The sequence below is a fragment of the Wolbachia endosymbiont of Nasonia giraulti genome (genome assembly GCF_048054155.1).
GTDB classification, from domain to species: Bacteria; Pseudomonadota; Alphaproteobacteria; order Rickettsiales; family Anaplasmataceae; genus Wolbachia; species Wolbachia pipientis_C.
The window spans coordinates 1-24,868 of sequence record NZ_JAFEVH010000011.1; the positions used below are offsets into that span (position 1 = coordinate 1).

Consider the following 24,868-nt stretch of genomic DNA (forward strand, 5'->3'; position numbering starts at 1 on the left):
AGTTGAATTGAAAATGCGGTTTGACACACTTTTTTGAACGTTCCCCTGCAATTTGCTTAACTTCCTTCCGCTCTGCAGGGTCCAAGAAATAAAGGGGTGATACTGCCTTCTTCCCGTCATCCTTAATATAGCTTTTATCGAGGAGTGCTTCCTTAATATATTTCTTATTATTCTTAAGTTCCTTTTCTAATCTTTTTACTTCTTCCCAATCTTTAGCTTCTTTTGCTTTCTTGACTTTGCTCTCAGTATCTTCTTCTAAATACTTTATGATCTCCTGTAACGCAGATAATAGAAACCCTTTACTTGCTGCTATATGAAATGGGTTTCCATTTTTATCAATTCTATGCTTAGCTACACAAGCAACTCTTTTCTTGCAAGCTTCAATAAATTTATTTTCATCCTCTTTTGTTACAACTCCTCTTGCAATTTCAAATAAATTATCCATATATACACCTCACTGCATTCACTAATATTAAATTATACAATGCAGTTTGTTAAAAATAAATGTAAATTGATCTTTCAAATTTACTATAGTTCCACGTTGTTGCAAGTGCAAATTTTAGTTATCATCGGTTACGTTATCACAATAGACAAATATGCCAGGTATAGTCGCTAGATTCGCTCCATCACCAACAGGATTTTTACATATTGGAGGAGCTCGCACAGCTTTATTTAATTGGCTCTATGCGCAGCGTTATGGTGGCCAGTTTTTACTAAGGATTGAGGATACCGACAGAAAACGTTCAACACAGGAAGCAATTGATGCAATAATAGATGGGTTAAAATGGCTTGGAATAAACTATGATGGGGAAATAATATATCAATCAAAAAAAATAGAGCAGCACATTGAGGTTGCAAATCTTTTAGTTGAAAAGGGTAGGGCGTATCATTGTTACTGCCCCGAGAATGAAGTTGCGGAGAAGAAAATAAGAGCAAGAGAAGAAGGAAAAATATATAAGCATAAGTGTACTCATTCGACATCAAATGCAGAGCCTGTTGTTCGCTTTAAAGTGCCAGACTCAGAAAATATTGTTGTTGACGATAAAATATACGGCCAAGTTACAATAAGTAGCGACCAGCTTGATGACATAGTAATCTTGCGCTCTGACAATACTCCAACATATATTTTTGCTGTAGTGGTTGATGACCATGATGCTGGAATAACCGATATTATACGTGGCTCTGATCATCTCACTAATACCTTTAAACAATTGCTGATATATCAGGCTCTTGATTTTGATGTCCCACGCTTTGCACACGTACCGCTAATTCATGGAGAAGACGGGAATAAGTTATCTAAAAGACATGGTGCTACAAGTGTTTGCGATTATGAAAAGATGGGAATATTGCCAGAAGCAATGCGTAACTACCTTCTTAGACTTGGTTGGAGTCATGGTAACGATGAAATTATTAGCGATGAGCAAGCAATAGAGTGGTTTAATTTGGAAAATATCGGTCGTTCACCTGCACGACTTGATTTTAAAAAACTGGAACATTTAAATAATCATTATATTAGTAACATGAGCAATGAAGATATCCTTACTCTTATTTTTGAAGAAAATACTCTAACTGACAAAAAAAAGGGCTATTTACTTCAGGGACTGACAGAGCTGAAAAAAAGAGCAAACTATCTGACCGAATTATTGGATTTAGCAAAATTTTATATTCAAGTTGATTTTAGTGAAGAAGCTCAGCAAATTGTCAAATCTAACCTCGATGTAATTAAGTTACTTGCATCATTTCTTTCGAGTGTAGGTAGTGAAGATTGGAATAAGAATTTTTTATCTTCTCAGATTAAGGAATTTTCAAAATTACATAATATAAAAATGAGCGATATATACCACTCATTACGTGCCCCAATAACTGGAATAATGGATGCGCCTGGAATCATCGATATCATGGTAATTCTTGGTAAAGATGAGTGTATAAAAAGATTGCGAGCAGTTTAAATAAAAAATTACTTGACAGACTCTGGTGGCTTCATTATAGTGGAGGATGAAGATTTTTTAGGATTCAAAATCTATCTTCACCTGCAGGTTTTTTCACCAAATAATCAAATTTCAGCAAAAAATATATAAGTTTATTTTTGCTAGCTCTTTATTCATATAGGAGGGTTTATGTCTAGAATTCCTGATACTTGACTTTTATTTTTAAGTTAAAAAAACAATTGGCGCCTATGGTTTTCACATTAAATCATTTTAAATTGTTAAAGTTAATACGGGCTTTTTTTGCCTTTTTTTATTGGTATTTTTTTCATATTTTATTATATCATTATACTGTGGTACCATATAGACTTCAGTTTCATGATAAGGGGAGCAGGCTCCGTCTCAGCTATGGAATTAAAAAATGACTATGCATAAGATCTAATGGTGTGTCTAATCTATAGATAATTTTTTGTATTGCTAAGTTAATATTTTACATATCTGTTCAGCAAAGTGGCAAAAAAGACAAGTAAATGAGTATCATGAAAGTAGCTTACACGTAGCTGTAGGAATATTCATTTTTAAGGTAAATTACACAGCAAATATTGTCATTCAAGTAGCTGACACTGTAATTCCAGCTTCTATAATGTCATGCCAGTGCTCGGCACTGGAATCCAGAAAAATTTATCACAAACAAGACAATATTTTCAATCAAAAAACAGTCTCTGGGTGCTAAGATGACACCTTCATAAGGGAGCCAGCATCAGTTACTTTCATGACACTCATTTAGTTGTCTTTTCTCGTTTACCTTATTTTGCCACTTTGCTGAACAGATATTAAAATAGCAAGCCCCAAGGTCAGAAGCCTGCTATTACTTACTGGTTACTTTACATCAATTTTCTTGATGTGTTTCTCTGACTTAGGTATGGTTACATGCAATACCCCATCTAAAAAGTTGGCAGATACCTTATCTTGCTCTACATTTGTTGGAAGTTGAATAGATCTATAGAAAGAACCATAGTACCTTTCTTTATGGTAAAACTGCTTATCTTTTGATTCATTATCACATGTTTTTTCACCCTTCACTATTAAGTTATTGCCAGATATACTAATATCTATGCTTTCTTTAGGAATACCTGGTAACTCTAATGATAGGCAATAGCTTTCCTTTGTTTCATAAAGGTCACAAACTGGTAGTAGGCTACTGCCTCTTTTAGAAAGCTCTGGGTTCCATCCTGTAAAAAAGCTATCAAATATGTCATCAACGGCTCTTTGTAACCCTCTTACACTAAAATTATCACGATTATTGTTTTTATTTAAATGAACTATATTACTCATGTTGTACCTCCTTTTACTAATACATGCATTACATAATCACTCCACTTATTAATTTCAATCCTAAATCTAAAATTTTTTAGATGCGAAAAATTGTTCCAGTTTACTATAACTTGATTATGAGAAAAAATCTTATTTGGATTACCACGAGTAGTTCTATAAACTAGATTAACTGTAAAAAAGGGCAAGTGTACGCAAATTTATTACTTCTCTTTCCACTTCCACAATCAAACAATTTTGAATGTTTCTTATTTGACTTGCCAACAATGAGAATTGGTATAACTGCTAGCTCCGTCTTTCAGCTATGGCATTAAACAATGACATGCATAAGATCTAATAATATGTATAATTTATAAATAATTTTTGAGGTAAATTGTGAAATTGGGCGTTAATATTGATCACGTTGCAACCCTTCGCAACGCACGTGGAGCTTCTTATCCAGATCCATTAAAAGCAGCAAGAATAGCTATTGATGCTGGAGCAGATTTTATCACTGTACACTTACGAGAAGACAGAAGGCATATCAGAGATGAGGATGTATTCAATCTAAAACAAAACATTAGCACTGAGTTGAACCTTGAAATTGCAGCTACGGAAGAAATGCTCAAAATAGCAAAAGAAGTAAAACCCTACTCGATTTGTATAGTACCAGAAAAAAGAGAAGAATTAACAACCGAAGGTGGCTTGGATATCGTGAATATGCACAGTAAACTTTCTGGTATAATAGAGGAAATGCACAGCTTTGACACAAAAGTCTCACTGTTTATCGATCCAAATATTAATCAACTAAAATATCTTGAGAAGCTAGAAAGAAAGCCTGACATAATAGAAATTCACACGGGGAATTACTGTGATAATCCATCAGAAGAAAAATTAAAACTTATTACTAACTCTGCAGAATACATTAATAAGCTAGGAATAGAATGCCATGCAGGGCATGGCATAAATTATAAACATGCTAAAAGAATAAAAGAGATACCTCACATCTCAGCTCTTAATATAGGCCATTCTTTAATCAGCGAGGCTATATTTCATGGCTTACACAGTGTAACTAAAAAGATGAAAATGACTATATCTAAATAGCTGATGCTTTCTCTTTGTTATTTAAAGCACTTGAAAGAGCTTGACTTGCTTTAAACTTTACCCTTTTCTTTTCAGGAACAGTCATAATCTCACCATTTTGAGGATTGCGGCACTGTCTTTCCTTACTTATAGCAGTAGAGAATGTCCCTATTCCATGCAAACGTATTTCACCCTGACAAATTAGATCGTTCTTGATTGTTTCCATAAAAATATCATGAAGCTTACCTAAACTAGCTTTTGTTATATCTATACCTTGACTAGAGCACTCTTTACTCAGTTGGTTTACTATATCTTCTTTACTCATAAATTACCTTAATATTGAAAAATTACATAAACAGCATATTATGCTAATGCTAATAGTCAACTAAATTCGTCATAAAAAGAGAAAATGTCATAAACCCTTGTAAGAACTTGTATAATATTTACAAAAAAATACCATTATGAAACAATTATCTCTTAGAAAACTGACATTTTTTTCGAGCTTTATGTTGACCATATTTCTTACGCTCAACAACACGTGAATCTCTAGTTAGGAATCCACCTTTACGTAATATAGAGTGTAGATCTTGACTTATACTATTTAAAGCTCTGCTTATTCCATGAGCTAAGGCACCTGCTTGGCCAGATAGTCCTCCACCTTTTACAGTTGCAAACACATCATACCTATCTAACATAGAAGTTACTATGAATGGCGCTTTAATCATTTGACACACTGATTCTCTTTTAAAATAAGAAATTAAATCATCTTTTTTATTAACACTAAATTTTCCACTTCCTGGCTTTATCCATACTCTTGCTACAGATTCTTTCCTTCGACCTGTGGCATATGAACGACCAAGTGAGTCAATTATTGCCTTTTTTGGCTGATCATTATTATTTATTTTCACTTTTTACTCCATTATTTCTTATTTTTACGATTTAAAGAGGCAAAATCTATTTTTTCAGGTTGCTGTCCTTGATGCTTATGTCCTGAACCAGAATAAACATACAAATTTTCAAATCGTCTACGTGCCATAGGACCATCATCAAGCATTCTTTTTACTGCCATTTTTATCACACGCTCAGGGAATTTGCCATTTAAAACATTATCTGGAGTAGTTTTCTTTAAACCACCAGAATAACCTGTATGCCTGTAGTAGATTTTATCCTTAAATTTCTTTCCGGTAAAATGTACCTTTCCTGCATTAACAATGATTACATTATCACCACAGTCCATATGAGGTGTATATTCAGGTTTATGTTTTCCACGCAATAGCATTGCTACAAATGCTGCAAGCCTTCCTACTACTAATCCTTCTGCATCTATAACAAGCCATTTTTTATCAATTTGTTTCTCTTTTAAGAAAAAAGTCTTCATATATCAATACATAACAGTAGATTATGATATACTTAAGTTGCTTGATAGTGTCAACAACATTAGTTATTGATTATTAAAGTAATTTATGCTAATAACTTAAACAACATGCTAGAAAGCAAAATGTTTCGATTGATTATTATATTTGTAATTGCTTTTTGTACCATAGGTTGCTATGCAATTGATTTGGAGGAAGCTATAAGCAAAGCTATCAAAAACAGCTCAAAAATGAAGTCTCAATTTTACCAATATAAGAGTGCTGAAAAACAACTAAAATCTTCTGGATTGGCTGGGTTTTTACCTGACATCAATTTACAATATAATTTCGATAGTAATTTTAATATTATTAACGGTCTACGAAACTCTGGAAAACGTCTAACATTAAGTCAAAGAATAATAGATGGTGGTGGCACTTTTGCTACATTCAGCCGATCAAATCATCTTCTTAAAGCAGCAAAAATTAGATTTCAGCAGTCTAAGCAAGAAGTTGCACTCAGCGCTGTGAAAGCATATGTTAATGTTTTACAAAAGGCAGAAATATTAAAACTGGGGGAACATAAAGAACGTGTTTCTTTAGAACATTTGTCAGCTATGAAAAAACGCTTTTCTCTTGGAGAAGTTACTAATGCTGAGGTTTTGTTCGCAAAAGCAAAATTTTCATCTTCTATATCCAAAAGAGTTGATGCTGAAGGTGAATTAAAGCTCGCTAATATTGCTTACTATCATTTAATTGGTGAAGATGCTGATAATCTTCACGAGACTAATGGTAAACTACCTTCTATACCAGAATTAAATGAATGTTTACAGTTAGCAAAAACCAACAACTTGTCCCTAAAAGCAGCTATTTATAAAAAAAGAGCTGCTGGAATGGAAGTGATTGCTGAAAGTTCCAAGTGGCTTCCTTCTTTGAATCTAAGCGCAAGTAAAAATTTTGGAAAGGACAATATAAAATTAGACACGTTACTAGAAAATGTGAATGTTGTCTTTACTCTTGATATTCCGATCTTTAAAAGAGGAGTTAATGTTTTTGGTGTTAGTAGAGCTAAAATGGATGCAAAACAATCCACTTACGATTATTACGAAGCAGTAAAAAATATAGAACAAGCAGTTATAAATGCTTGGAATAACGTGCTGACAGCAAAAGCTATTATTAAAGCAAGTCAAGAAGCAGAAAAAGCGGCAGCTTTAGCATTGGAAGGAGTTGCGCAAGAAGTAAACTTAAATTTAAAGAGCACAATTGATCTTTTGGATACTGAAGATGAACTATTTAAAGCACGTTCCGATCTAATTCAGGCAAAAAGCAATTATGTAATTAGTGTTTACAACTTGCTTTTTATGATAAATAGTATAAACCTTTAAATTTAATGGTATGAGCGATAATCAATCTGTAAAAGATATACTAGAAGATATAAAAAAAGCTATATCGGGTAAAAATCCAAGTGGCGATAGAGCAGAAATAATAGATGAAGATGATGAAGTATTATGCCTTGAAGAGGAGTACCCAGAAGACATCGAAGAAAAAGAAAATAGTGAAGAAGAGAATAATTGCCAAAGTGAGAAAATGAATAACCAATTTAATAGTTACAACTCAGAAGAGAAAAATTTGTATAATAATATCCAAATGAGTAGTAACAAAGTGAGCTATCAAGAACAAAGTAACGAGCATTTAGTTTTAAAAGAAAATATGGAGGAAATTAAAACATTGCTTGAAAAGATGCAAAGCGAACTACGGCATAAACAACAAAAAAGAGCGGATCTTACTGTTGAAGAATTAGTTGTATCTCTTTTAAAACCTCAGCTTTCAGAGTGGCTGAATAAGTATCTACATGCATTGGTAAAAGAAGTAGTTGAAAAAGAGCTCAAAGATATAATCAATAATAAGTAGGTTATTAGTATAAAGACCAGAGTAAAAACAGCTAGAGGTAGAAAATTATCTTCAACAAGATGGCTACATCGCCATTTGAATGATCAGTATGTGCAAAAAACCAATAAGGACGGTTATAGATCGCGCTCGGCATATAAGTTAATAGAAATAGACGATAAATTTAAACTACTCCAACAAGGGCAAAAAATTATTGATCTTGGCGCTTTTCCTGGTGGATGGTCACAAGTTGCATCTAAGAAAGGAGCGAGTGTGATTGCTGTTGACATAAAACCAATAAACGCAATTAGTGGAGTAGAGTGTATACAGTGTGATATTATCAGCGAACTTGAAATTTTAAGAGAAAAATTCAAGGATCACAAATTTGATGTAATTTTATCTGATATGGCACCAGAATCTTGCGGTTTAAAATCGTTAGATCATATCAGAATTATGCTTTTATGCGAAGCAGCACTCAATTTTGCAAAGCATTTTTTGAATCATGATGGCAAATTTGTAGTAAAAATTTTTCAAGGAGAGTCTGATAAAGATTTCTGCAATGAGCTAAAAAAAATGTTCAAAACAGTAAGATACTTCAAACCAAAATCAAGTAGATCTGAATCTACAGAAATGTATTTAGTAAGTTTAGGCTTTTTTGGTGGCAACTATTCTGTATAGCAGGTACTTACAGAAACGTTGACGAATCTTATCCTATTAAACTGAAGATTAATAACTCTAGCACAAAAGCCCCTTTTTCTTGTTTAAATATTTATGATAATTAATTAAATTCTTGACTTTATTACTTAAGTATATAATAATTAAAGTATATTATTATTTTTATAGGAGAGTTTGATATGTATTTAGCATTGTTGAAACAGATATTAAGTATAGTAAATCGTGGAAGTGATTTGAATGGTAATAACATAGTTGAAAAAACAAAAGAGGAAATAGGAGAAAGAGACCTATCTACTTATCAAGAATGGGAGAAGGAAAATTTTGATATAAATTATGAATTTAGTTATAATGATTATTATAACAAAAAAGAATTAACATTATTACATGTAGCATTTCTAGATAATCAAGAAAATGTGGTAAAAGCTCTATTAGCAGCACAAGGTATAGATGTTAATTTGCAAAATCAATCTCAAGAAACTCCTTTACATTTGGCTATTAAAGAAGGTAACGAAAAAATAGTAGAAGCTCTATTAAATAAGGGGGCTGATGTTAATTTGCGAGATAAAAGTGAAAGCACTCCTTTACATTTGGCTATTAAAAAAGGTAACGAAAATATAGTAAAAGCTCTATTAGCAGTAGACAGAATAAATGTTGATTTGCAAGATAAAAGTGAAAGCACTCCTTTATGTCTTGCTGCTGAGAAAGGCAAAATGAAGATAGTAGAGGCTCTATTAGCTAAGAAGCCTAGTATTGATCTTCCAAATAAATATGGAGACACTCCTTTGTACGTTGCTGCTCGGGGACATCATAAAAAGATAGTAAGAGCTCTATTAGAAAAAGGTGCTGATCCTTTATTAGGTAATCGTGATAACAAAAATCTAGCAGAAATGGTTACTGAAGATGCGATTATGAGAGGAATAGTCTTGGGTGCTCATATATTTATTATTGCATCTTGTATAGCTGCTATAGTAGTTACTTATGCATATTTTTTTGGTGTGTCATTATCAGTAGGTGCTATGGCTGGGATAGCTGTGGCTGCTGCTGTAGTAATGGGACTTGTTGCTGGTGGTATTACGTATGAAGTGTATAAGCCTTGTGATGAGTTAAAGGACGCTATTGCAAAAGCAAAGTCAAGTCCTGGTCAGGAAGCTAAATGGAGTTGCTGTACAATCAGAAGTTTCTTCACAGTCAAGTGTAACAGTGTAGTTAAGTAGAAGGAAGAAGTCCCTTCTTCCTTTTCAAGTAGCTGACACTGATTTTCATCCAAAATAGTGGGAACGTTCAAAAAAGTGTGTCAAACCGAAAAAAAAGTAATAAATTGATATAAAAAATGGAGGTTTGATATGAGTCAAGCAAATAGAACTACTGGTTTGGTAGATTATAAAGAATTAGAAACAAATATCCTGTCATCTATACGAGAAGGAAGACCATTGACAGGAAGAGATGGAGCATTAACACCGTTTATAAAAAGGTTACTAGAGGCAAGTCTGGAAGGTGAAATAGAAAGCCACATGTCAGCTGAAAGTGAAGAAAATAACCGAAGAAATGGGAGAAACGCAAAAACTTTACGCACGAGTGCAGGCTCATTTGAGCTGCTAACACCAAGAGATAGGGAGGGAAGCTTTGAACCGCAAATAGTCAAAAAAAGGCAAACAAGCCTACATCCAGAACTTGAAGCAAAGGTCTTAAGTACATACGCCAGTGGCATGGGATACAGAGACATAGCTTCACACGTTGAGGAAATATATGACCACAAAATATCAGCAGCAGAGATATCTAGTATTACTGATAAACTGCTTCCAGTAATCAATGAATGGCGCAGCCGCCCACTGCAATCAGTGTATCCAATAGTGTTTATGGATGGCATGTTCTTTAAGGTCAAGGAGGACGGACATTGTATAAGTAAATGCATGTATAATATATTGGGCATAAATCAAAATGGCAGAAAAGAAGTATTAGGTTTTTATTTGGCTGAAAGTGAGGGAGCTAACTTCTGGTTGGGAGTTCTAAATGACCTCAAAGAAAGAGGAGTAGAAGATATTCTAATTGCCTGCATTGATGGACTAAAAAGCTTTCCTACAGCTATAAATAGTGTATTTCCTAAAGCAGAAGTACAGCTATGTATAGTGCATCAGATAAGGAATTCACTGAAATATGTATCTAGCAAAGATGTAAAAGTTTTCATGAATGATTTAAAAAAAATATATCGTGCTTCAAGTAAAGAAATCGCTGAGAATTATTTGCTTGAGCTGGAAGAAAAATGGAGTGAAAAATATCCCTTAGTTACAAAATCGTGGCAAAACAATTGGGAAAATTTATCTAGTTATTTTAAGTATTCTGGGCCAGTTAGGAAGATGATTTACACCACCAATCCAATTGAGGGGTTGCATAGACAAATCAGGAAATTTACTAAAACTAAAGGTTCATTTACCAGTACAAATGCCTTGTACAAACAGGTATATTGTGCTATAAAAAAGGTAGAGCAAAAGTGGATTACTGCTTTGCCTAATTGGGCTTTAACTATGTCTCAACTTGATATCTTTTTTCCTGGTAGGTTAAAAATTGAGTTGAATTGAAAATGCGGTTTGACACACTTTTTTGAACGTTCCCAAAATAGTTTCATTCAAGTAGCTGACACTGGTTTCTTACCAAGAAAAACTTAGCATAACTTTTGTGCTCAAAAAAACTTCTGGATTCCAGCATCAAGTGCTGGAATGACATGGTGAAATATTATTAAAGTAGCCTCTGTCCCAGTGTCCATTTGGTGTCATTCAAGTCAGCTCTCTTCTTGTCATCCCAGTACTGGGATCCAGAAAACTGACCAGGTTGGTCACGCGCTGGCTCTCTAAAATTACTTTAGTTATAAATATTAAGAAATTTACTGAATAAAAAAAAGACAAAAGAATCCCCGTATAGCGAGTTTTGACCCTATAATAATGTAAATTGGCGTTGTAATAATGTGCTAACGCTTATTTAAAGCGCGTTTTGGCTGAATGTAGAAAAAATAAAAAAAGCCGCTATAATTTTTGTGTAATTTGCCAATAAATATCTGAGTTTTTTACTGAATTTTGTCGTTGAGCCCAAAAACAAGGATAAATACTCTTATTGGTGTGATAAGAAAAGTGGGAAAGTTTGTCAAGTAGTAAAACTATAGGGCTCAAATGAAAGAAGGTAAACTCTAAAGTGTACGTTCAATAGCACTTTCTATAAGAGAGATTGTATTATCTATCCCATAAAGCTTGATAAAAGATCCCATTCTAGGACCGGTTTTTTGTCCAAGTAATGTTTCATACAAAAACTGAAACCAATCGCGTAAGTTATTGTAATTATGTTTTTTTCCGATGGAGAAAACCTGAGATTGAATCTCTTCAGTAGTGGCTGTAATAGGCAGGGAATGTAGGTTGTTCTTTAAATCTAGTAACGCTTCTTTCTCTTTTTCGTTTGAAGCTTTATACGCTTTTGTTGGCTTGATAAAGTCGTGATAATACCTAACTGCAAAATCCGAAAGCCTATCTAGCATTTTGTTGCTTTCTGGTGTAACGTTTGGTGCATAAGTTGATATAAAACCCCAAAGAATCTCTTTATTTTCAGCATTACAAGCTGCTGCCAGGTTTAAAAGTAACGAAAAATTTATGCCTGAAGTTTCTACGTTTGGAACTTTACCTTGATGGATGTGCCATACAGGACTGTTTACATCCTTTTCTTTACTTTCATTATAACGCTTAACAAACTCCAAATATTCATCAGTTGATTTTGGTATCACATCAAAATATAAACGTTTAGCTTTTTTAGGACTCTGAAAGATGTATAACGCTAAACTCTCTGTGGGTGCATAAGTTAGCCACTCCTCAATTGAAATACCATTTCCTTTTGATTTTGATATCTTCTTTCCTTCTTTATCAAGAAATAACTCATAGCAAAACAAAAGCGGTGGCTTTTCTCCAAGTATTTTACATATTTGACTTGAAAGCACAGCAGATGGAGTCAAATCCTTTCCATGAGCTTCGTAATTAACTCCGAATGCAGCCCACCTCATCCCCCAATCAGGTTTCCATTGCAGTTTACATTTTCCTTTTGTCACTGGAACTTCTATTTTTTTCCCGTTTCGGTCTTCATACGTGATTGTTCCTTTATCTGTATTTGTTTCAATTACTGGAACTTGTAAAACTTGGGAAGTTTTTGGGCATATCGGCAAGAATGGACTGTAAGTCTGCTGCCTTTCTTCCCGAAATGATGGAAGCATTACTTCCATCACTTTATCATAATTTTTCAGCAGGAGTAAAAGTTTTTCATCGTAAACGCCAGATTTATAACACTCTGTTGCACTCCTAAATTCGTATTCAAATCCAAACAAATCAAGAAATTTACACAACAACGAATTCATGTGATGACCATAACTCTCATGAGTGCCAAATGGGTCAGGTATCATGGTTAATGGCTTGTTCAGATTCTCTCTTAGCATTTCCTGATTTGGTACATTATCTGGTATTTTTCGCAAACCATCCATATCGTCGGAAACTGCAATGATTTTGGTTTTTATACTAGGAGCTATTTTTTTTAGAGCGTTTGCAATAACTGTGGTACGAAAAACTTCCCCAAAAGTACCAATATGTGGTAAACCCGAGGGACCATAACCAGTCTCAAATATTATCTCTTTTTTATTAGGGAATTCTTGTAGTATTTTTTCTGCTTCTTGAAATGGCCAGCTTATAATCATTGAATTTAAATTAATTATCTTACCTAAAGTGCTATTCATTTCAATAGATTTTTAATTAATGATGTAGTATTAGTGTTAGAGCTCTTATTAGAAGGTTAAAGATATGTCTACTGGCAGCATACAAACGAATCAATTATTTAAAGGTCTTACAAGACCTGCAATGCTCTTTGGTGTGAGTTATATGTTTGCAATATTAAACGTTCTAATTTGCATGCTAATTTTCATTAATACAAATGATCTTAGAGTAATTCTCCTGATGTTACCAGGTATACATGGACTTGGCTATATAGCTTCTGCAAAGGAACCGTTGTTTATTGAGTTATTTATGGTAAAGTTGGGAAAATGCTCCAAATGTTTAAATCGGTTTTATCATGGAGCCAATTCTTATGACATTACTTGATGTTATGCAATGTTGAGATTTAGAGCTATTCAATCAAAGAATAAATCTATTCTAAGTAGAGAGGTTCACGCTGCTGAATTTATACCTTATTCTTGCTATTGGAATAGTACAACCTTGATAACAAAGCAGAATTGGTTAGTTAAATTCATAAAATTAAATGGCTTTGCGTTTGAAACGGCCGATGATGAAGACTTGGTGATACAAAATAATATCAGAAATCAGATGCTAAGAAGCATTTCATCTCCAGCATTTAGTTTGTACTTTCATACCATCAGGCGTAAGAAGAATATCTTTTCTGATGAATTTGCAAACCAGAGTTTACCAAATTTTTTTGCTAACCATGTAAATCTAAAATGGAGAGAAAAACACGCAACTAGGCAATCTTTTATTAATGATTTATACATTACGATTATTCGTAGGGCAGATACAAAGGGAGCAGAATTTTTATCACATCTACTGAAAAAATTTGGGCATGTAACTTCAAAACATGCTTGGGAAAGTGATATGCGTGATACCTATGAAGATTTAGAGGAAACGACAAATCGTGTAGTAACAAGCCTTAGGAATTATTCGCCTAAAGTCCTTGGAGTAAAAGAAACTCCAAACGGACTGTTTTGTGAAATGATGGAGTTTCTGTCTAGAATTGTAAATTGTGGCTTTGTTACAAATACGCTTTTTCCACTAAAAACTGAAATATCAAGATACTTACCAGTTCATAGGTTATTTTTTGGCCATAAGATGATACAGGTTGTGACTCATAATGAAAGTAAATATGCTGGAATAGTTAGTATCAAAGAATATGGAAATAATACTTCTGCAGGAATGCTTGATTCTTTTTTACAACTTCCTTATGAATTTATTATCACGCAGTCTTTTCAATTTACAAATAGGCAAATGGCAATTGCGAAAATGCAGATACAGCAAAATCGTATGATACAATCTGCAGATAAAGCTATTTCTCAAATAGCAGAAATTTCTCATGCGCTTGATGATGCAATGAGTGGTAAAATTGCGTTTGGTGAACACCATTTAACTATCTTATGTATAGAAAAAAGCCCTAAATCATTGGACAATGCTTTATCATTGGTTGAATCGGAGCTTTCTAATTGTGGTGTTTATCCTGTTCGTGAGAGGGTTAATCTAGAACCAGCATTTTGGGCGCAAATTCCTGGTAATTTTGATTATATAGTAAGAAAAGGTACAATAAGTAGTCTTAATTTGGCCGGTTTTGCATCTCAACATAATTATCCTACTGGTAAAAAATTCAATAACCACTGGGGAGATGCTGTTACAGTTTTTGATACAACATCTGGCACTCCATTTTTCTTCAACTTTCATATAAGGGATGTTGGACATACTATGATAATTGGGCCAACAGGTGCTGGCAAAACTGTTTTAATGAATTTTTTATGTGCTCAAGCAATGAAATTTTCTCCAAGAATATTCTTTTTTGATAAAGATCGCGGTGCAGAAATTTTTTTAAGAGCACTTGGTGGTATCTATACTATAATAGAACCAAGAACTAAGACAAATTTTAATCCTCTGCAACTTGACGATACTCCTGATAATAAAACATTTTTGATGGAATGGATAAAATCTTTAATTTTAGTGTACAACGATAAATTCACTTCAGAAGATATTGCTAGAATTAATGATGCAATTGAGGGAAATTTTAAATTAAAAAAAGAAGACAGATTTTTGAGAAATCTTGTACCATTTTTAGGACTTGCAGGCCCTGATACTCTAGCTGGAGCAATATCTATGTGGCATGATGATGGCTCTCATGCTGCAATATTTGACAATAAAGAAGATTTGCTAGATTTTTCAAAAGCAAGAGTGTTTGGCTTTGAAATGGCTAGCTTGCTAAAAGATCCTGTTGCTCTTGGGCCGGTCTTGATTTATTTGTTTCATAGGATTAGTATATCACTTGATGGCACTCCATCTATTATTGTTCTTGATGAAGCATGGGCGTTAATAGATAATCCAGTTTTTGCACCTAAGATAAAAGACTGGTTGAAAGTGCTGAGAAAGTTAAATGCTTTTGTGGTTTTTGCTACTCAGAGTGTTGAAGATGCAAGTAAAAGTGCTATTAGTGATACACTTGTACAGCAGACAGCAACACAAATTTTTTTGCCAAATCTGAAAGCTACTAGTGTCTATCGAGATGTTTTTATGTTAACTGAACGTGAGTACATACTGATCAAACACACAGATCCAAGTACTAGATTCTTTTTAGTAAAGCAGGGAGTTAATGCTGTAGTAGCTAGAATAGATCTGAAAGATTTGGATGATGTGGTCAACGTGTTATCTGGACGTGCAGAAAGTGTCCTATTGTTACATGATATACTGAAAGAAGTCGGAGATGATCCAAAGATGTGGTTGCCTGTGTTTTATCAAAAGGTGAAAAATGTTTAAAACTAAACTGTCATTACTGTTAGTTGCAATATTTTTGTTAAATATAGATTTTTTGCTCTCATATCCAGTGTTTGCAGATACAGTAAGTGGTACTGACAAAACGGAATTTGTTAGCAGATTTAATTCTACTGGCAGCTTTAGTCGTGCTTCTAATCCTGACTGTAAGGCGTTTGAAACAGCTGCAGCAGTTGCTGGGATAGCAATTGCTATTGGTGCAATATTTACTGGTATTGTTTTGATTGTCTCTTCTGCTGGTTTATTTACTGCTCTTGTTATCGTTGGAATGATAGCTGCAATTGTTGGAGTCTGGAAGGCAGTGGGGGGACTTATTGTTTGTCAGCATAGTTTTGTTAGGCATCCAGTTGCATACGATAATGATGGGAGATATAAAAATTTTAAACTAAAAGACACAGGTTATAGTGGTGACACAGATAAAAATTATCGAACAGAAGATGAATATTTTTCTGCATTACAGAAAAGATCAGGAAAAGATGGAAAACAAACAGAGAAAGATATTTTAAACTTTACTGATTGGGATGTTGTGAATGTTGATAGGGAACACTACTACTGGCCAAAAAATGGTGTGCAATATAGTGAATACATAGAAGTATGTCATCGCAATCCTTTAACATTTGGCAACCTTTTCAAGACGAATGACTTTAATTTCAGAGGGGAAGATGGATACATAGACTTTGATATCAGAGAGAAAGATACTGGATATGAAAGTGGGTCATGGTCTCCGAAGGTTGATGGCGATCTAGAATGTAAAGTGCTTAAAGCTGGACAGAGCGAAGACATATATGGATCAACGTTCAGGGCACTGAGAAAAATGGGTAGGTTATGTGTGGAATTGGCTGAAGTTAGGGCAGCTGGAACTGCTTGGCCGCAAGGAATTGATATAGGATGCACGGAATTACCACCTGATCCGATTGCTCCTATGTGTGAACAATCTGTGATATTATTCAAAAATAAAGATGGTACAGGTGGTGAAGAAAGGAGTTTTATCAACAGGGATGACGATTATAAAACTCTTATCAGGAAAAAAGAAAAAGAAGGAAAAATTTTTGTAGGTTATGACAATAAAAGCTGTTTTAGCTCGTATGTCTCTGAAGCTTGCTACAATCAAGCGGGAAGTAAGTCATTATCTCCTATTCCCATAACTTCTATGATAGTGCAATGTATTAAGGAGTCGTTAGATAATTTAGTGGCAGGTATTGATTCAAGTGGTAACTTACTTACAGACAAAAATGGACATGCTAAGGGTAGTTTTTTGTCTGTAGCACAAGGAAGGTTGAAAAATACTGTAACTGCTGTTCTAGTTTTAGCTTTAATACTGTTCTCTATAAAAGTTATGTCTGGTGGAGTGCGTAGTCCGCAAGAAATGTACATGTTGATCATTAAATTCGCTTTAGTGATTTACTTTACGACAGGTAGCACTATGTCTCATTATTACGGGGAATTAACAAAGCTTTCAAATGGTTTGTCAGAGATAGTGCTTAAAGCGTCATCTGAAAGTAAAAATATATGTAATTATGAGTCAGGTACAGATTATGAATACGATCGCGCAGGAAAGAGGGTATCCTACAGTTATCTTGCACCTTGGGATAGGCTTGATTGCAGAATTTTATTTTATTTAGGTGCCCCTTTAGATGGAATTGGTGGCAAAATTGGTACTGGAGGTGTTGCAACGTTAGCGGTTTTGCTTGGCGCTGCTCCTGTCTTGTTAGTTGCAGGTTCGGTGATTGGTATTATTTTCGCTGGTGGACAGATCTTAGTAGCTCTTGTCTGTATATTTATGGCCATTTTGATGATGATGGTTATTTTGTGGATGTGCTATGTATTTATCTTATCTTTAGTTGCGCTTAGTGTAATTATCATCTTATCGCCTTTATTCATTCCTATGGTTTTGTTTCAACATACTAAGGGATATTTTGATGGTTGGCTAAAAGAGTTAATTACCTACAGTTTATACCCAGTTATCCTTTTTGCGTTTTTATCCTTTATGTTCATAGCATGTGATAAAATCTATTTTAAAAATTTAAATTTTAAACTGGACGAGTCATATAAAAATGAACAACCAGACAAGTCATATGAAAAGAAACAAGCAGAAATCTCATATAGTAAGAAAAAACAGTGGTTTAAGTTGAAAGATAGGGAATGTGATAAAAATGAAACTACTCTCGCATGTATGATGCAAAATTATAGCTTTAAAAAGAGCAGCATACTTGGTCTATTCGACTTTACATACATGGAGTTTGGCAGCTCTCTAATCGGAGAATTATTAAAATTGTGTTTAGTATTATTCCTCTTTTACCACTTTTTAAACGTTCTTCCCGGCATGGCTGCTGAGCTTGCTGGTAATCACAGAGCAGCACTTGGTTCAGGTAGCACTCCTGCACAAATGGTGAATAAAGCTTTATCTGCTGCCAAAGCTGCTGCTGGAGGTGCTGGTCAAGTTGCTGCTGCGGCTGTAAATAAGGCAAGAGGGGCTATTGGAGGAGGTGGAGATGATAATAAGGGATCGGGATCTTCCTCTAGTGAATCTATAAAATCAGGTGGAGAGTGAGCGCAGGTGAGTAACAGATGTTTGAACATTTGAGCAACCAAAATTTGGTTAAGCTATGCATAAGTTTTGAGATACTCTTTTTATTATCTGGGTGCGGGTGTATTAAGCCAGAAGATTCATCAGGCTTGCGTGAGAAATTGGATATAGTGTCAACAGAGCAGAAATGGGTTGATTCTGGAGTCTATATTTCGGATAAAATAAAAGTAACAGAGATTAATATAGTACCTAATAAGGTTAATTTTTGTTCGCAATATAAAGATTTTGCAATTGAACCTGGAGTAAGAAACGTTACATTACCGTTTGCGCTTAAAGCTGGCGATGCGATAAGCTTTAGTGTTGTTGGAAGTAAAATGTGTAAAAACAATAATGGCATGGTCACCTACAAAAAAATTGACGAAAATTGCGGTGAAGGAGAGACGGAGTATTTTGCACATGTTTTAAATCAAAATGAATGTCAGGCAATATGGCAAAATGGAGAATACAAGTACACAATATGTCCTAATAAATATGAAATAGGCAATGCACAATGGTTAAATGGAAAAGAGTACTGGTCTTCAGAATTAGATCAAAGTGAAAGAGAGGAAATTAGAAATGTCATCGACTCTATAAAACAGCAAGGGGAAAATGTAGACTGTAGCAAGCTTTCAGAGAGCAGTGCAAGTAAGATAGATACGCGCATTTTAAATTTACTCTGTGGACGTATATGTAAATTTTCTTTCGGCAGCGGAGAAAAAGGTTGCGTATATATTGAATACAATAGTATAGAAGGTGAGATATTCAATACTTTAAATTCTAGAGGTGAATCTGTTATTGCTGAAATTATTGATAACGTATTAAAGGAAAAACGGGTAAAAACTGACATTACACTATTACGTGTTCACATGGATAATGAGGAATTTGAACACATTCCAGGAGGCGGTATATGTATTAACTGTGATCATAAGATAGATCGTAACCATCCAAAACCAGAGTTAACTTTTAGTTTAGGTGATGGTAAGGGCAAGGGTGGTTTCAACATAAGAGTAACAAGAATCCCTAATTTAGAAAAAAGCTTATATATAAGCGTTTCTGACAAATTTCCTGAGCGTGAGCCCGATGAAACTCAGGGAGATATACCTGTAGACATTAGCAAAGTTTATAATACTCAATATATGGAAGGCTTAAAAGAAAAGCTAAAGGACAAGAGTGGCACTATATATTACGGAATAAGAGATCATGGCTGTGATTATAAGAAAAATGAGGGTCAGTTTAGCATTAACCTTACAACTAAAGAGCCACCTGTAAGAACTTTTAGTGCGATATATAATTTTTTTGATGAAAAAGTAAAAACTGCATTTTTCGGTTCTAGCTACAAAGACACTAACGCGATTCACTCTGATACTAGCCCTGTGAAGTCTCTTTATCAAAGTTTTGTAGCATCAAATAGAACAAATACCATCAGATCTACAATAGTGTCGTTATTAGTATTATATATAGTTTTATACACCCTTTATTACTTTTTTGGATTGTCTCATGCTTCTATATATGAATTTTTAATTATATGTGTAAAGATAGGAGTTATTACCCAATTGCTGAACGATAACAGTTGGGGTTTTTTTTATAACAATGCATTTTCTATTTTTGTTAATGCTCCAAAACAGTTAATAGAAATAGCAAATTTCAGAGGTACAACATCAAATGTTTTTGAATTTCTTGATTTGCCGCTCAATAGGTTTTTATCAGCACACTCAGTGTTACTAATAGTATCTCTTATATTCTCCGGTCCTTTGGGTATTGTATCGTTTTGCTTGGTGATTTGGGGTTTGATAACAGTGAGCTTATCGATGTTTAACGCCTTATTTTCTTTTATCACATCTATAGCAATAGTTGCATTATTGCTTTCCTTGGCGCCTCTTTTTATTATTTGCCTTCTATTTGGATATACTAGACAGATGTTTCACAATTGGGTCAAAAATTTAGCAAGATTTGCAATTCATCCGGTAGTGCTTTTAATTTTTATATCATTAATAAGCCAGGTTATGGATTATATTGTGTATTCGGTCTTTAATTTTGAGGTCTGTCCTACATGTATACTTAATCTTAACTTAAAGATTTTTAATCCTTGTATTATTTATTGTTATGCTTCCAAACATGCACCTAACATCACAGCTATGATGGCTTTTGTGATTTTGGGACATGCTATGAAAGCTTTAGTTGAGGCATCTTCAACAATATCTGATTCGTTGTTTGGTGTTTATGTAGCAAGCGAACCAGGAAGGCAATATCAGCAAAGCTTAATGGGAACAGTAGGTTTAGATGAACAAAGTATCCAAAGAAGAGCAGGTCAGCAATCTGGTACACCAAGTCGAAGACCTCAAATACCACAATCAGCTCAGAGATCAGCACCTAAAATACCGACAAACACAGGAAATCAATGATGAGCAGAAAATCATTATTATTGATACTATGTCTTGTAATTACTGGCTGCACAATGGATTGTGTTGAACCTGGGTTGCAGAGCAGAAATACTAGTGTCAGTATAGATGTTCCAGTTCGTGAAGCTGGCGAAGGAGTTAAAATTCATTGGGTTGATTCTGGTCAAGTAATTAGCAAGGATGAGAAAATCAAATTTACTCTTGGTGGGTCAGTAAATCTTTGTCCTCTTAAAGAAGGGAAAAATCCAAAGAGAGTACTTGTGCCCGCTGTATTTTGTGCTAATGATTTAATACCAAATTACAGTAATAAGTTAACTGATAATGCTAGTCTTGATGAACGAGAAATATGTGGGGACATAGGCTTTGGAAATAATGAATTCTATAGCAATAGACGTTATGTAGATACTGGAATTAAAGCAAATCCTGGTGATAAGTTAAGCTTTAGCTTAGTTCCCAGAGAGATAACGATTGATTATGACAATCCACAAGGAAAAGGTATCAGTTTTGATGATAATTGCTATAGAACTGAAAAAGGGGATGAAAAAGACAGAGCTACAATAAGAGACATGCTAAACGGAGGAAAGTTCTTTTGTGGAGAAAGTGGTAAAAGAACTGTAGTAGAATTTCCGCCGCTGAATAAAGAAGAAATGAATAAAAGAAGAGTGCTAGTTGGCAATGGCTACACTCCATATGATAATAAGGTACATTTTAATAAGGATTATATTCAAAATTCATGGATAAATGGTGCATTGTTAGATTTACGACGAACTAAAATAGGACTGAATGAATTATGTAATGGGAAAAGGTGTGATTTTAATGAGCTGAACAAGTACAGTTCTTATGAACTTAATTGTTACTATCAGAACGTATGTTACAATAAAGAGGGTATATGGAGTTTTGGGATAGGTGCAGAAGGAAAACGAAATTGTGTTTCTTCTGTCAGGTATGAGAAGTATGATAAAGGAAATACATGTGACATGTATTCTCACCTTAAAGGTATTGAGGATGAACTAAAAAAGATTGAAGAAAATAAGAGGGATTCTAAGCAGATTGACATTAATTTAATATCAAATTCTAAATTAAACTTCAAAGAGGACAGAGGAGATATTTCTTGGGCCGAAGCTCTTGTTGCAAAAATTGGCGATTTTGATGATCAGGATACTGCTAAAGGTATTCAATGTTTTCCAAATGAGAAAGGTGCGAAAGGAGATAATGTATGTTCACAGATTAATTATAAATTTGAAGATTACTCTCTGAGATTAAATCATGATTATAAAATAAAAGGTATAACACCTGGTAGTAGTGTGATGCTTGCTATAGCAAGTAATGGCAACTACCAACTTCATAGAGGTGGATATCATGTTGAAGTGACTAGATCGTGCAAATTCACTGACGGCAGAAAGTTGTATGTGTATCTAGGTGATGAGCTGCCTAAAAATAGACCTGCTGACACTAATAATTTTAAAAGAGTAAGAGATTTAATTAAAGTTAAAGAAGATAGCATAAAATATTACATAATAGATGGAAGTCATTTGGGGGATAAAGAATCTAAGAAGGTATATTTTGGTATTAATGTGCACAATGTAGAGAAAGATGATATTACGGACAAAGAAGGCAAATATTATGAAGATAACAAATACACAGTAAATTTATTTTTAAAAAGAAAAATAAACGATTTTATTTCATCAACTATAAGAAATATCTTTTGTATTGCAACAGGAAGAGAATGCCCCTCATGTGATACAACAGCAAGAGAAAAATGCTCCTCATGTACTGAGACAGCAGGAAAAAAATGCGAAACAGGAATTGTAGGTAGTGTTGAAGATTTATACAAAGGATATGCAAGAGGCCTTCTACAAGGAGTAAGAGCTTTGCTTATTCTATACGTTATATTTACTGTTGTTGGCTATATGCTTGGAACAATACAATTAAGTAAATTCGATTTTATTATAAGAATATTCAAAATAGCATTTATAGCTTTTGCTTTTAGTGATAGAAGTTGGGAATTCTTTGGTACAACTTTGTCTGGGCTTTTTGTTGATGGTAGCATTTATTTAGTTGATAGTTTTTCTGGCTATATAGGAGAAGGAGGTAAAAAATTTGCATTCTTAGATTTAACAGCGGGAGTATTATTTACAGGAGAAACATGGCTGAAATTTTTGTCTTTAGTGCTATCAGGACCTTTTGGCTTTATTGCATTTTTGGCAATACTTTATGCCACTTTTGTGTTTTTAAGATGCATTATTAGTGCTACGTTTAAGTATGTAATATCTACTGTTTTAGTAGCATTTTTATTGTCGTTGGCACCTTTATTTATCGTATTTATTCTATTTCAACAAACTAAAACATTATTTGATAATTGGATAAAAACGCTGGCTCATGTTTCATTGCAACCAGTCATTTTATTTTCATCCTTGTCTCTTTTAAACCAGTTAATGTATTCAGTTCTATATAACCTCACAAATTTTTCTGCATGCTATCAATGCTTAATTAGTGTAAATTTTTTATCGTATGATCTGTGTCTTATGAAATCAATATTACCTCTTGGGTATAGTCCTGGTACTAGTGTTGATGTTGCGCTCAGTACTGGAGAGAGGGCTGGTGGGCACTTTGCAGCATTACCTATAGATCTAATCCAGGCATTTATATATCTCATCATTGCTAGTGCAATGGAAGCTTTTGTTTCTATATCAGAAACTATGGCGCAGGCGTTGTTCAGCTCTGGTTATGGAGTTGCCCAAAGTGTTAGTCATATTTCTAGGAGCGCATCACAAGCTATGCTGTCAACTGTTGGCCTTGATGATAGAACCCAAAATATGATACATAACATCAAGCAGGGAATGAGTAAAGATCGTAGCAAAATTGAAGCTAAATTGCCTGATACACCAAAGCAAGCAGATGGGAAAGCGAGTACTGGCAGAGAAATGAGCAAATCTGAAACACTAAGCCAGCCAGATAAGCAAAAGGATTCTGATAAAACAAAAGGACAAGTCAAGGAAGATTGATGAGATATATGGAGTAACTAATTAAAAAGATATTTGAAGTAAGGTTTTAGAAATTTATTCTGTATTGGAAAAAGTTTAGGTATGCAATCACGCTTAGGCAAATGTTGGTTTAGGTTATTAATTTTGGTAATCTGTGTGCTGGTTACAGGTTGTAGTAAGAATGATATGCCTTTTCCAAGATGTATATCTGCTGATTATTTTGGTCCTGAACCCATTGCAATTGGTGCTCATTTTCCAATCGGTCATGATGCGTTTTTTCCAGAAGGTGAAAGTGGAGAACCTATTGATCCTGAAACCGGAGAAATCAATTATGGTTTTCACCCTAATCAAGTAGTGAAGTGGAAGGATACCGGCCTTGAAACCAATGGAGATAGTTTAGTAGTACGAGTAAATGGTGCATGGACATCTTGGAGCAATAGTAATAAGAAGGAATCTCAAAGTAGTTATAGTTTGGAAAGTTTGGAGCAGTTAAAATATGCAACCAAATTTGAAAGAGGGGAAGGTGACAACAGTCTGCCTGACTTTCACTTGGTTTGTAATGATTATAAACCTAGCATACAAAAATTTTCAAGTAAGCCTAATGCAAGTTGCACTGTAAATTGCAAGTGCATTAATGAAGATGATAGCGCAAATACAGTATCACGTGGTGCTCCATGTTGGTTTACTAACGGCCATGGTGCTTATCTTTTATTTAAAAGGCCTAGCGATTCTAGTCCTAACGAAAATTTAAAATCCATGCGTAACCCTGAGTCTCCTACTGTACATCTAGGTTACAATTCCGTAGCGGAAGATGGAAGTGGGCTTTTTACTTTAGACAGAAATAACACCACATTACAGGACAGAAATTGTAATAAGGTGGGGTTAGAAAAAGGATGGAAAATATATGTAAAGATATTAGATAGATATTATCTAGATAATGCAGGTGGCTACTCTTTTGAATTTTTGAACGGAGTGCAGAAACCAAGTAACTTTGGATTTTTTGATTACGTTTATAACTATCTAAAATGTGTATTATTGATTAACGAAAATTGTAAAAAGCATTTTGATAGCAATGATCCTGCAGCTGCACAGGCGATGTTCGAAAATATAGCTGAAAAAAGTACGAGCTTTCACAATTTTGT

The 24,868-nt window shown here is 34.2% G+C and carries 17 protein-coding genes and 2 pseudogenes; 13 read left to right on the top strand and 6 right to left on the bottom strand.

Translation table 11 applies throughout. The annotated features are described in order from the left end of the window. Nucleotides 1–445 (bottom strand): annotated as a pseudogene (locus tag JR312_RS02480) (hypothetical protein); the annotation flags it as partial. A 151-nt stretch (nucleotides 446–596) separates the two neighbouring features. Between JR312_RS02480 and gltX the strand changes: the two are divergent. Further along, the gene (gene gltX, locus JR312_RS02485; RefSeq protein ID WP_416647645.1) at nucleotides 597–1,949 is read left to right on the top strand and encodes a glutamate--tRNA ligase; all 1,353 of its coding nucleotides are present in this window, start codon (nucleotides 597–599) and stop codon (nucleotides 1,947–1,949) included. 855 nt (nucleotides 1,950–2,804) lie between these two features. On the opposite strand, the gene JR312_RS02490 is transcribed toward gltX, so the two are convergent. Beyond that, nucleotides 2,805–3,260, bottom strand: coding sequence for an Hsp20/alpha crystallin family protein (locus tag JR312_RS02490; RefSeq protein WP_416647646.1), 456 nt, complete (start codon nucleotides 3,258–3,260; stop codon nucleotides 2,805–2,807). Between the two features lie 372 nt (nucleotides 3,261–3,632). Between JR312_RS02490 and JR312_RS02495 the strand changes: the two genes are divergently transcribed. Next, nucleotides 3,633–4,340, top strand: a complete 708-nt coding sequence (locus JR312_RS02495; protein WP_264330972.1) for a pyridoxine 5'-phosphate synthase — start codon at nucleotides 3,633–3,635, stop codon at nucleotides 4,338–4,340. On the opposite strand, the gene JR312_RS02500 is transcribed toward JR312_RS02495, so the two are convergent. The 3 genes from JR312_RS02500 to rplM all read right to left on the bottom strand — a co-directional run bounded on the left by JR312_RS02500 (nucleotide 4,333) and on the right by rplM (nucleotide 5,697). Then, nucleotides 4,333–4,644 (bottom strand): HU family DNA-binding protein, encoded by a 312-nt coding sequence (locus JR312_RS02500; protein WP_264330973.1) that lies wholly within the window; start codon nucleotides 4,642–4,644, stop codon nucleotides 4,333–4,335. The two genes, JR312_RS02495 and JR312_RS02500, sit on opposite strands and share 8 nt — an antisense overlap. 145 nt (nucleotides 4,645–4,789) lie before the next feature. Further along, a complete protein-coding gene (gene rpsI / locus JR312_RS02505) occupies nucleotides 4,790–5,227 on the bottom strand; it encodes a 30S ribosomal protein S9 (RefSeq protein WP_264330974.1) in 438 nt (145 codons plus the stop codon). Nucleotides 5,228–5,238: 11 nt separating this feature from the next. Next, nucleotides 5,239–5,697 carry a 50S ribosomal protein L13 gene (gene rplM / locus JR312_RS02510; RefSeq protein ID WP_416647647.1) on the bottom strand — a complete coding sequence of 153 codons (459 nt, stop codon included), beginning with the start codon at nucleotides 5,695–5,697 and terminating at the stop codon, nucleotides 5,239–5,241. A gap of 120 nt (nucleotides 5,698–5,817) precedes the next feature. Here rplM and JR312_RS02515 point away from each other — a divergent pair, with 120 nt between their 5' ends. The 5 genes from JR312_RS02515 (at nucleotide 5,818) to JR312_RS02535 (ending at nucleotide 10,806) form a co-directional block, all read left to right on the top strand. Beyond that, on the top strand, nucleotides 5,818–7,053 hold the full coding sequence (locus tag JR312_RS02515) for a TolC family protein (protein WP_416647648.1): 1,236 nt from the start codon (nucleotides 5,818–5,820) through the stop codon (nucleotides 7,051–7,053). A gap of 10 nt (nucleotides 7,054–7,063) precedes the next feature. Next, nucleotides 7,064–7,579, top strand: coding sequence for a PopZ family protein (locus JR312_RS02520; protein ID WP_264330977.1), 516 nt, complete (start codon nucleotides 7,064–7,066; stop codon nucleotides 7,577–7,579). Between the two features lie 75 nt (nucleotides 7,580–7,654). Continuing rightward, nucleotides 7,655–8,233 carry an RlmE family RNA methyltransferase gene (locus JR312_RS02525; RefSeq protein WP_006014932.1) on the top strand — a complete coding sequence of 193 codons (579 nt, stop codon included), beginning with the start codon at nucleotides 7,655–7,657 and terminating at the stop codon, nucleotides 8,231–8,233. 176 nt (nucleotides 8,234–8,409) lie between these two features. Continuing rightward, nucleotides 8,410–9,444 (top strand): ankyrin repeat domain-containing protein, encoded by a 1,035-nt coding sequence (locus JR312_RS02530; RefSeq protein WP_416647649.1) that lies wholly within the window; start codon nucleotides 8,410–8,412, stop codon nucleotides 9,442–9,444. Between the two features lie 129 nt (nucleotides 9,445–9,573). Continuing rightward, on the top strand, nucleotides 9,574–10,806 hold the full coding sequence (locus JR312_RS02535; RefSeq protein WP_416647493.1) for an IS256 family transposase: 1,233 nt from the start codon (nucleotides 9,574–9,576) through the stop codon (nucleotides 10,804–10,806). A gap of 602 nt (nucleotides 10,807–11,408) precedes the next feature. Here the strand turns inward: JR312_RS02535 and JR312_RS02540 are convergent. Continuing rightward, nucleotides 11,409–12,986, bottom strand: a complete 1,578-nt coding sequence (locus JR312_RS02540; RefSeq protein WP_416647650.1) for a lysine--tRNA ligase — start codon at nucleotides 12,984–12,986, stop codon at nucleotides 11,409–11,411. Between the two features lie 64 nt (nucleotides 12,987–13,050). Here JR312_RS02540 and JR312_RS02545 point away from each other — a divergent pair, with 64 nt between their 5' ends. The 6 genes and pseudogenes from JR312_RS02545 to JR312_RS02570 all read left to right on the top strand — a co-directional run. Then, on the top strand, nucleotides 13,051–13,347 hold the full coding sequence (locus JR312_RS02545; protein ID WP_006015054.1) for a type IV secretion system protein VirB3: 297 nt from the start codon (nucleotides 13,051–13,053) through the stop codon (nucleotides 13,345–13,347). Between the two features lie 9 nt (nucleotides 13,348–13,356). Continuing rightward, nucleotides 13,357–15,762, top strand: a complete 2,406-nt coding sequence (locus JR312_RS02550; protein ID WP_416647651.1) for a VirB4 family type IV secretion/conjugal transfer ATPase — start codon at nucleotides 13,357–13,359, stop codon at nucleotides 15,760–15,762. Further along, complete coding sequence (locus JR312_RS02555) at nucleotides 15,755–18,328, top strand: TrbL/VirB6 family protein (RefSeq protein WP_006015045.1); 2,574 nt, start codon at nucleotides 15,755–15,757, stop codon at nucleotides 18,326–18,328. Before JR312_RS02550 ends, JR312_RS02555 begins: the two co-directional genes overlap by 8 nt. 17 nt (nucleotides 18,329–18,345) lie before the next feature. Then, nucleotides 18,346–20,745 carry a TrbL/VirB6 family protein gene (locus tag JR312_RS02560; protein WP_416647652.1) on the top strand — a complete coding sequence of 800 codons (2,400 nt, stop codon included), beginning with the start codon at nucleotides 18,346–18,348 and terminating at the stop codon, nucleotides 20,743–20,745. Next, nucleotides 20,742–23,747 (top strand): TrbL/VirB6 family protein, encoded by a 3,006-nt coding sequence (locus JR312_RS02565; RefSeq protein WP_416647653.1) that lies wholly within the window; start codon nucleotides 20,742–20,744, stop codon nucleotides 23,745–23,747. Before JR312_RS02560 ends, JR312_RS02565 begins: the two co-directional genes overlap by 4 nt. A gap of 81 nt (nucleotides 23,748–23,828) precedes the next feature. After that, nucleotides 23,829–24,868 (top strand): annotated as a pseudogene (locus tag JR312_RS02570) (TrbL/VirB6 family protein); the annotation flags it as partial.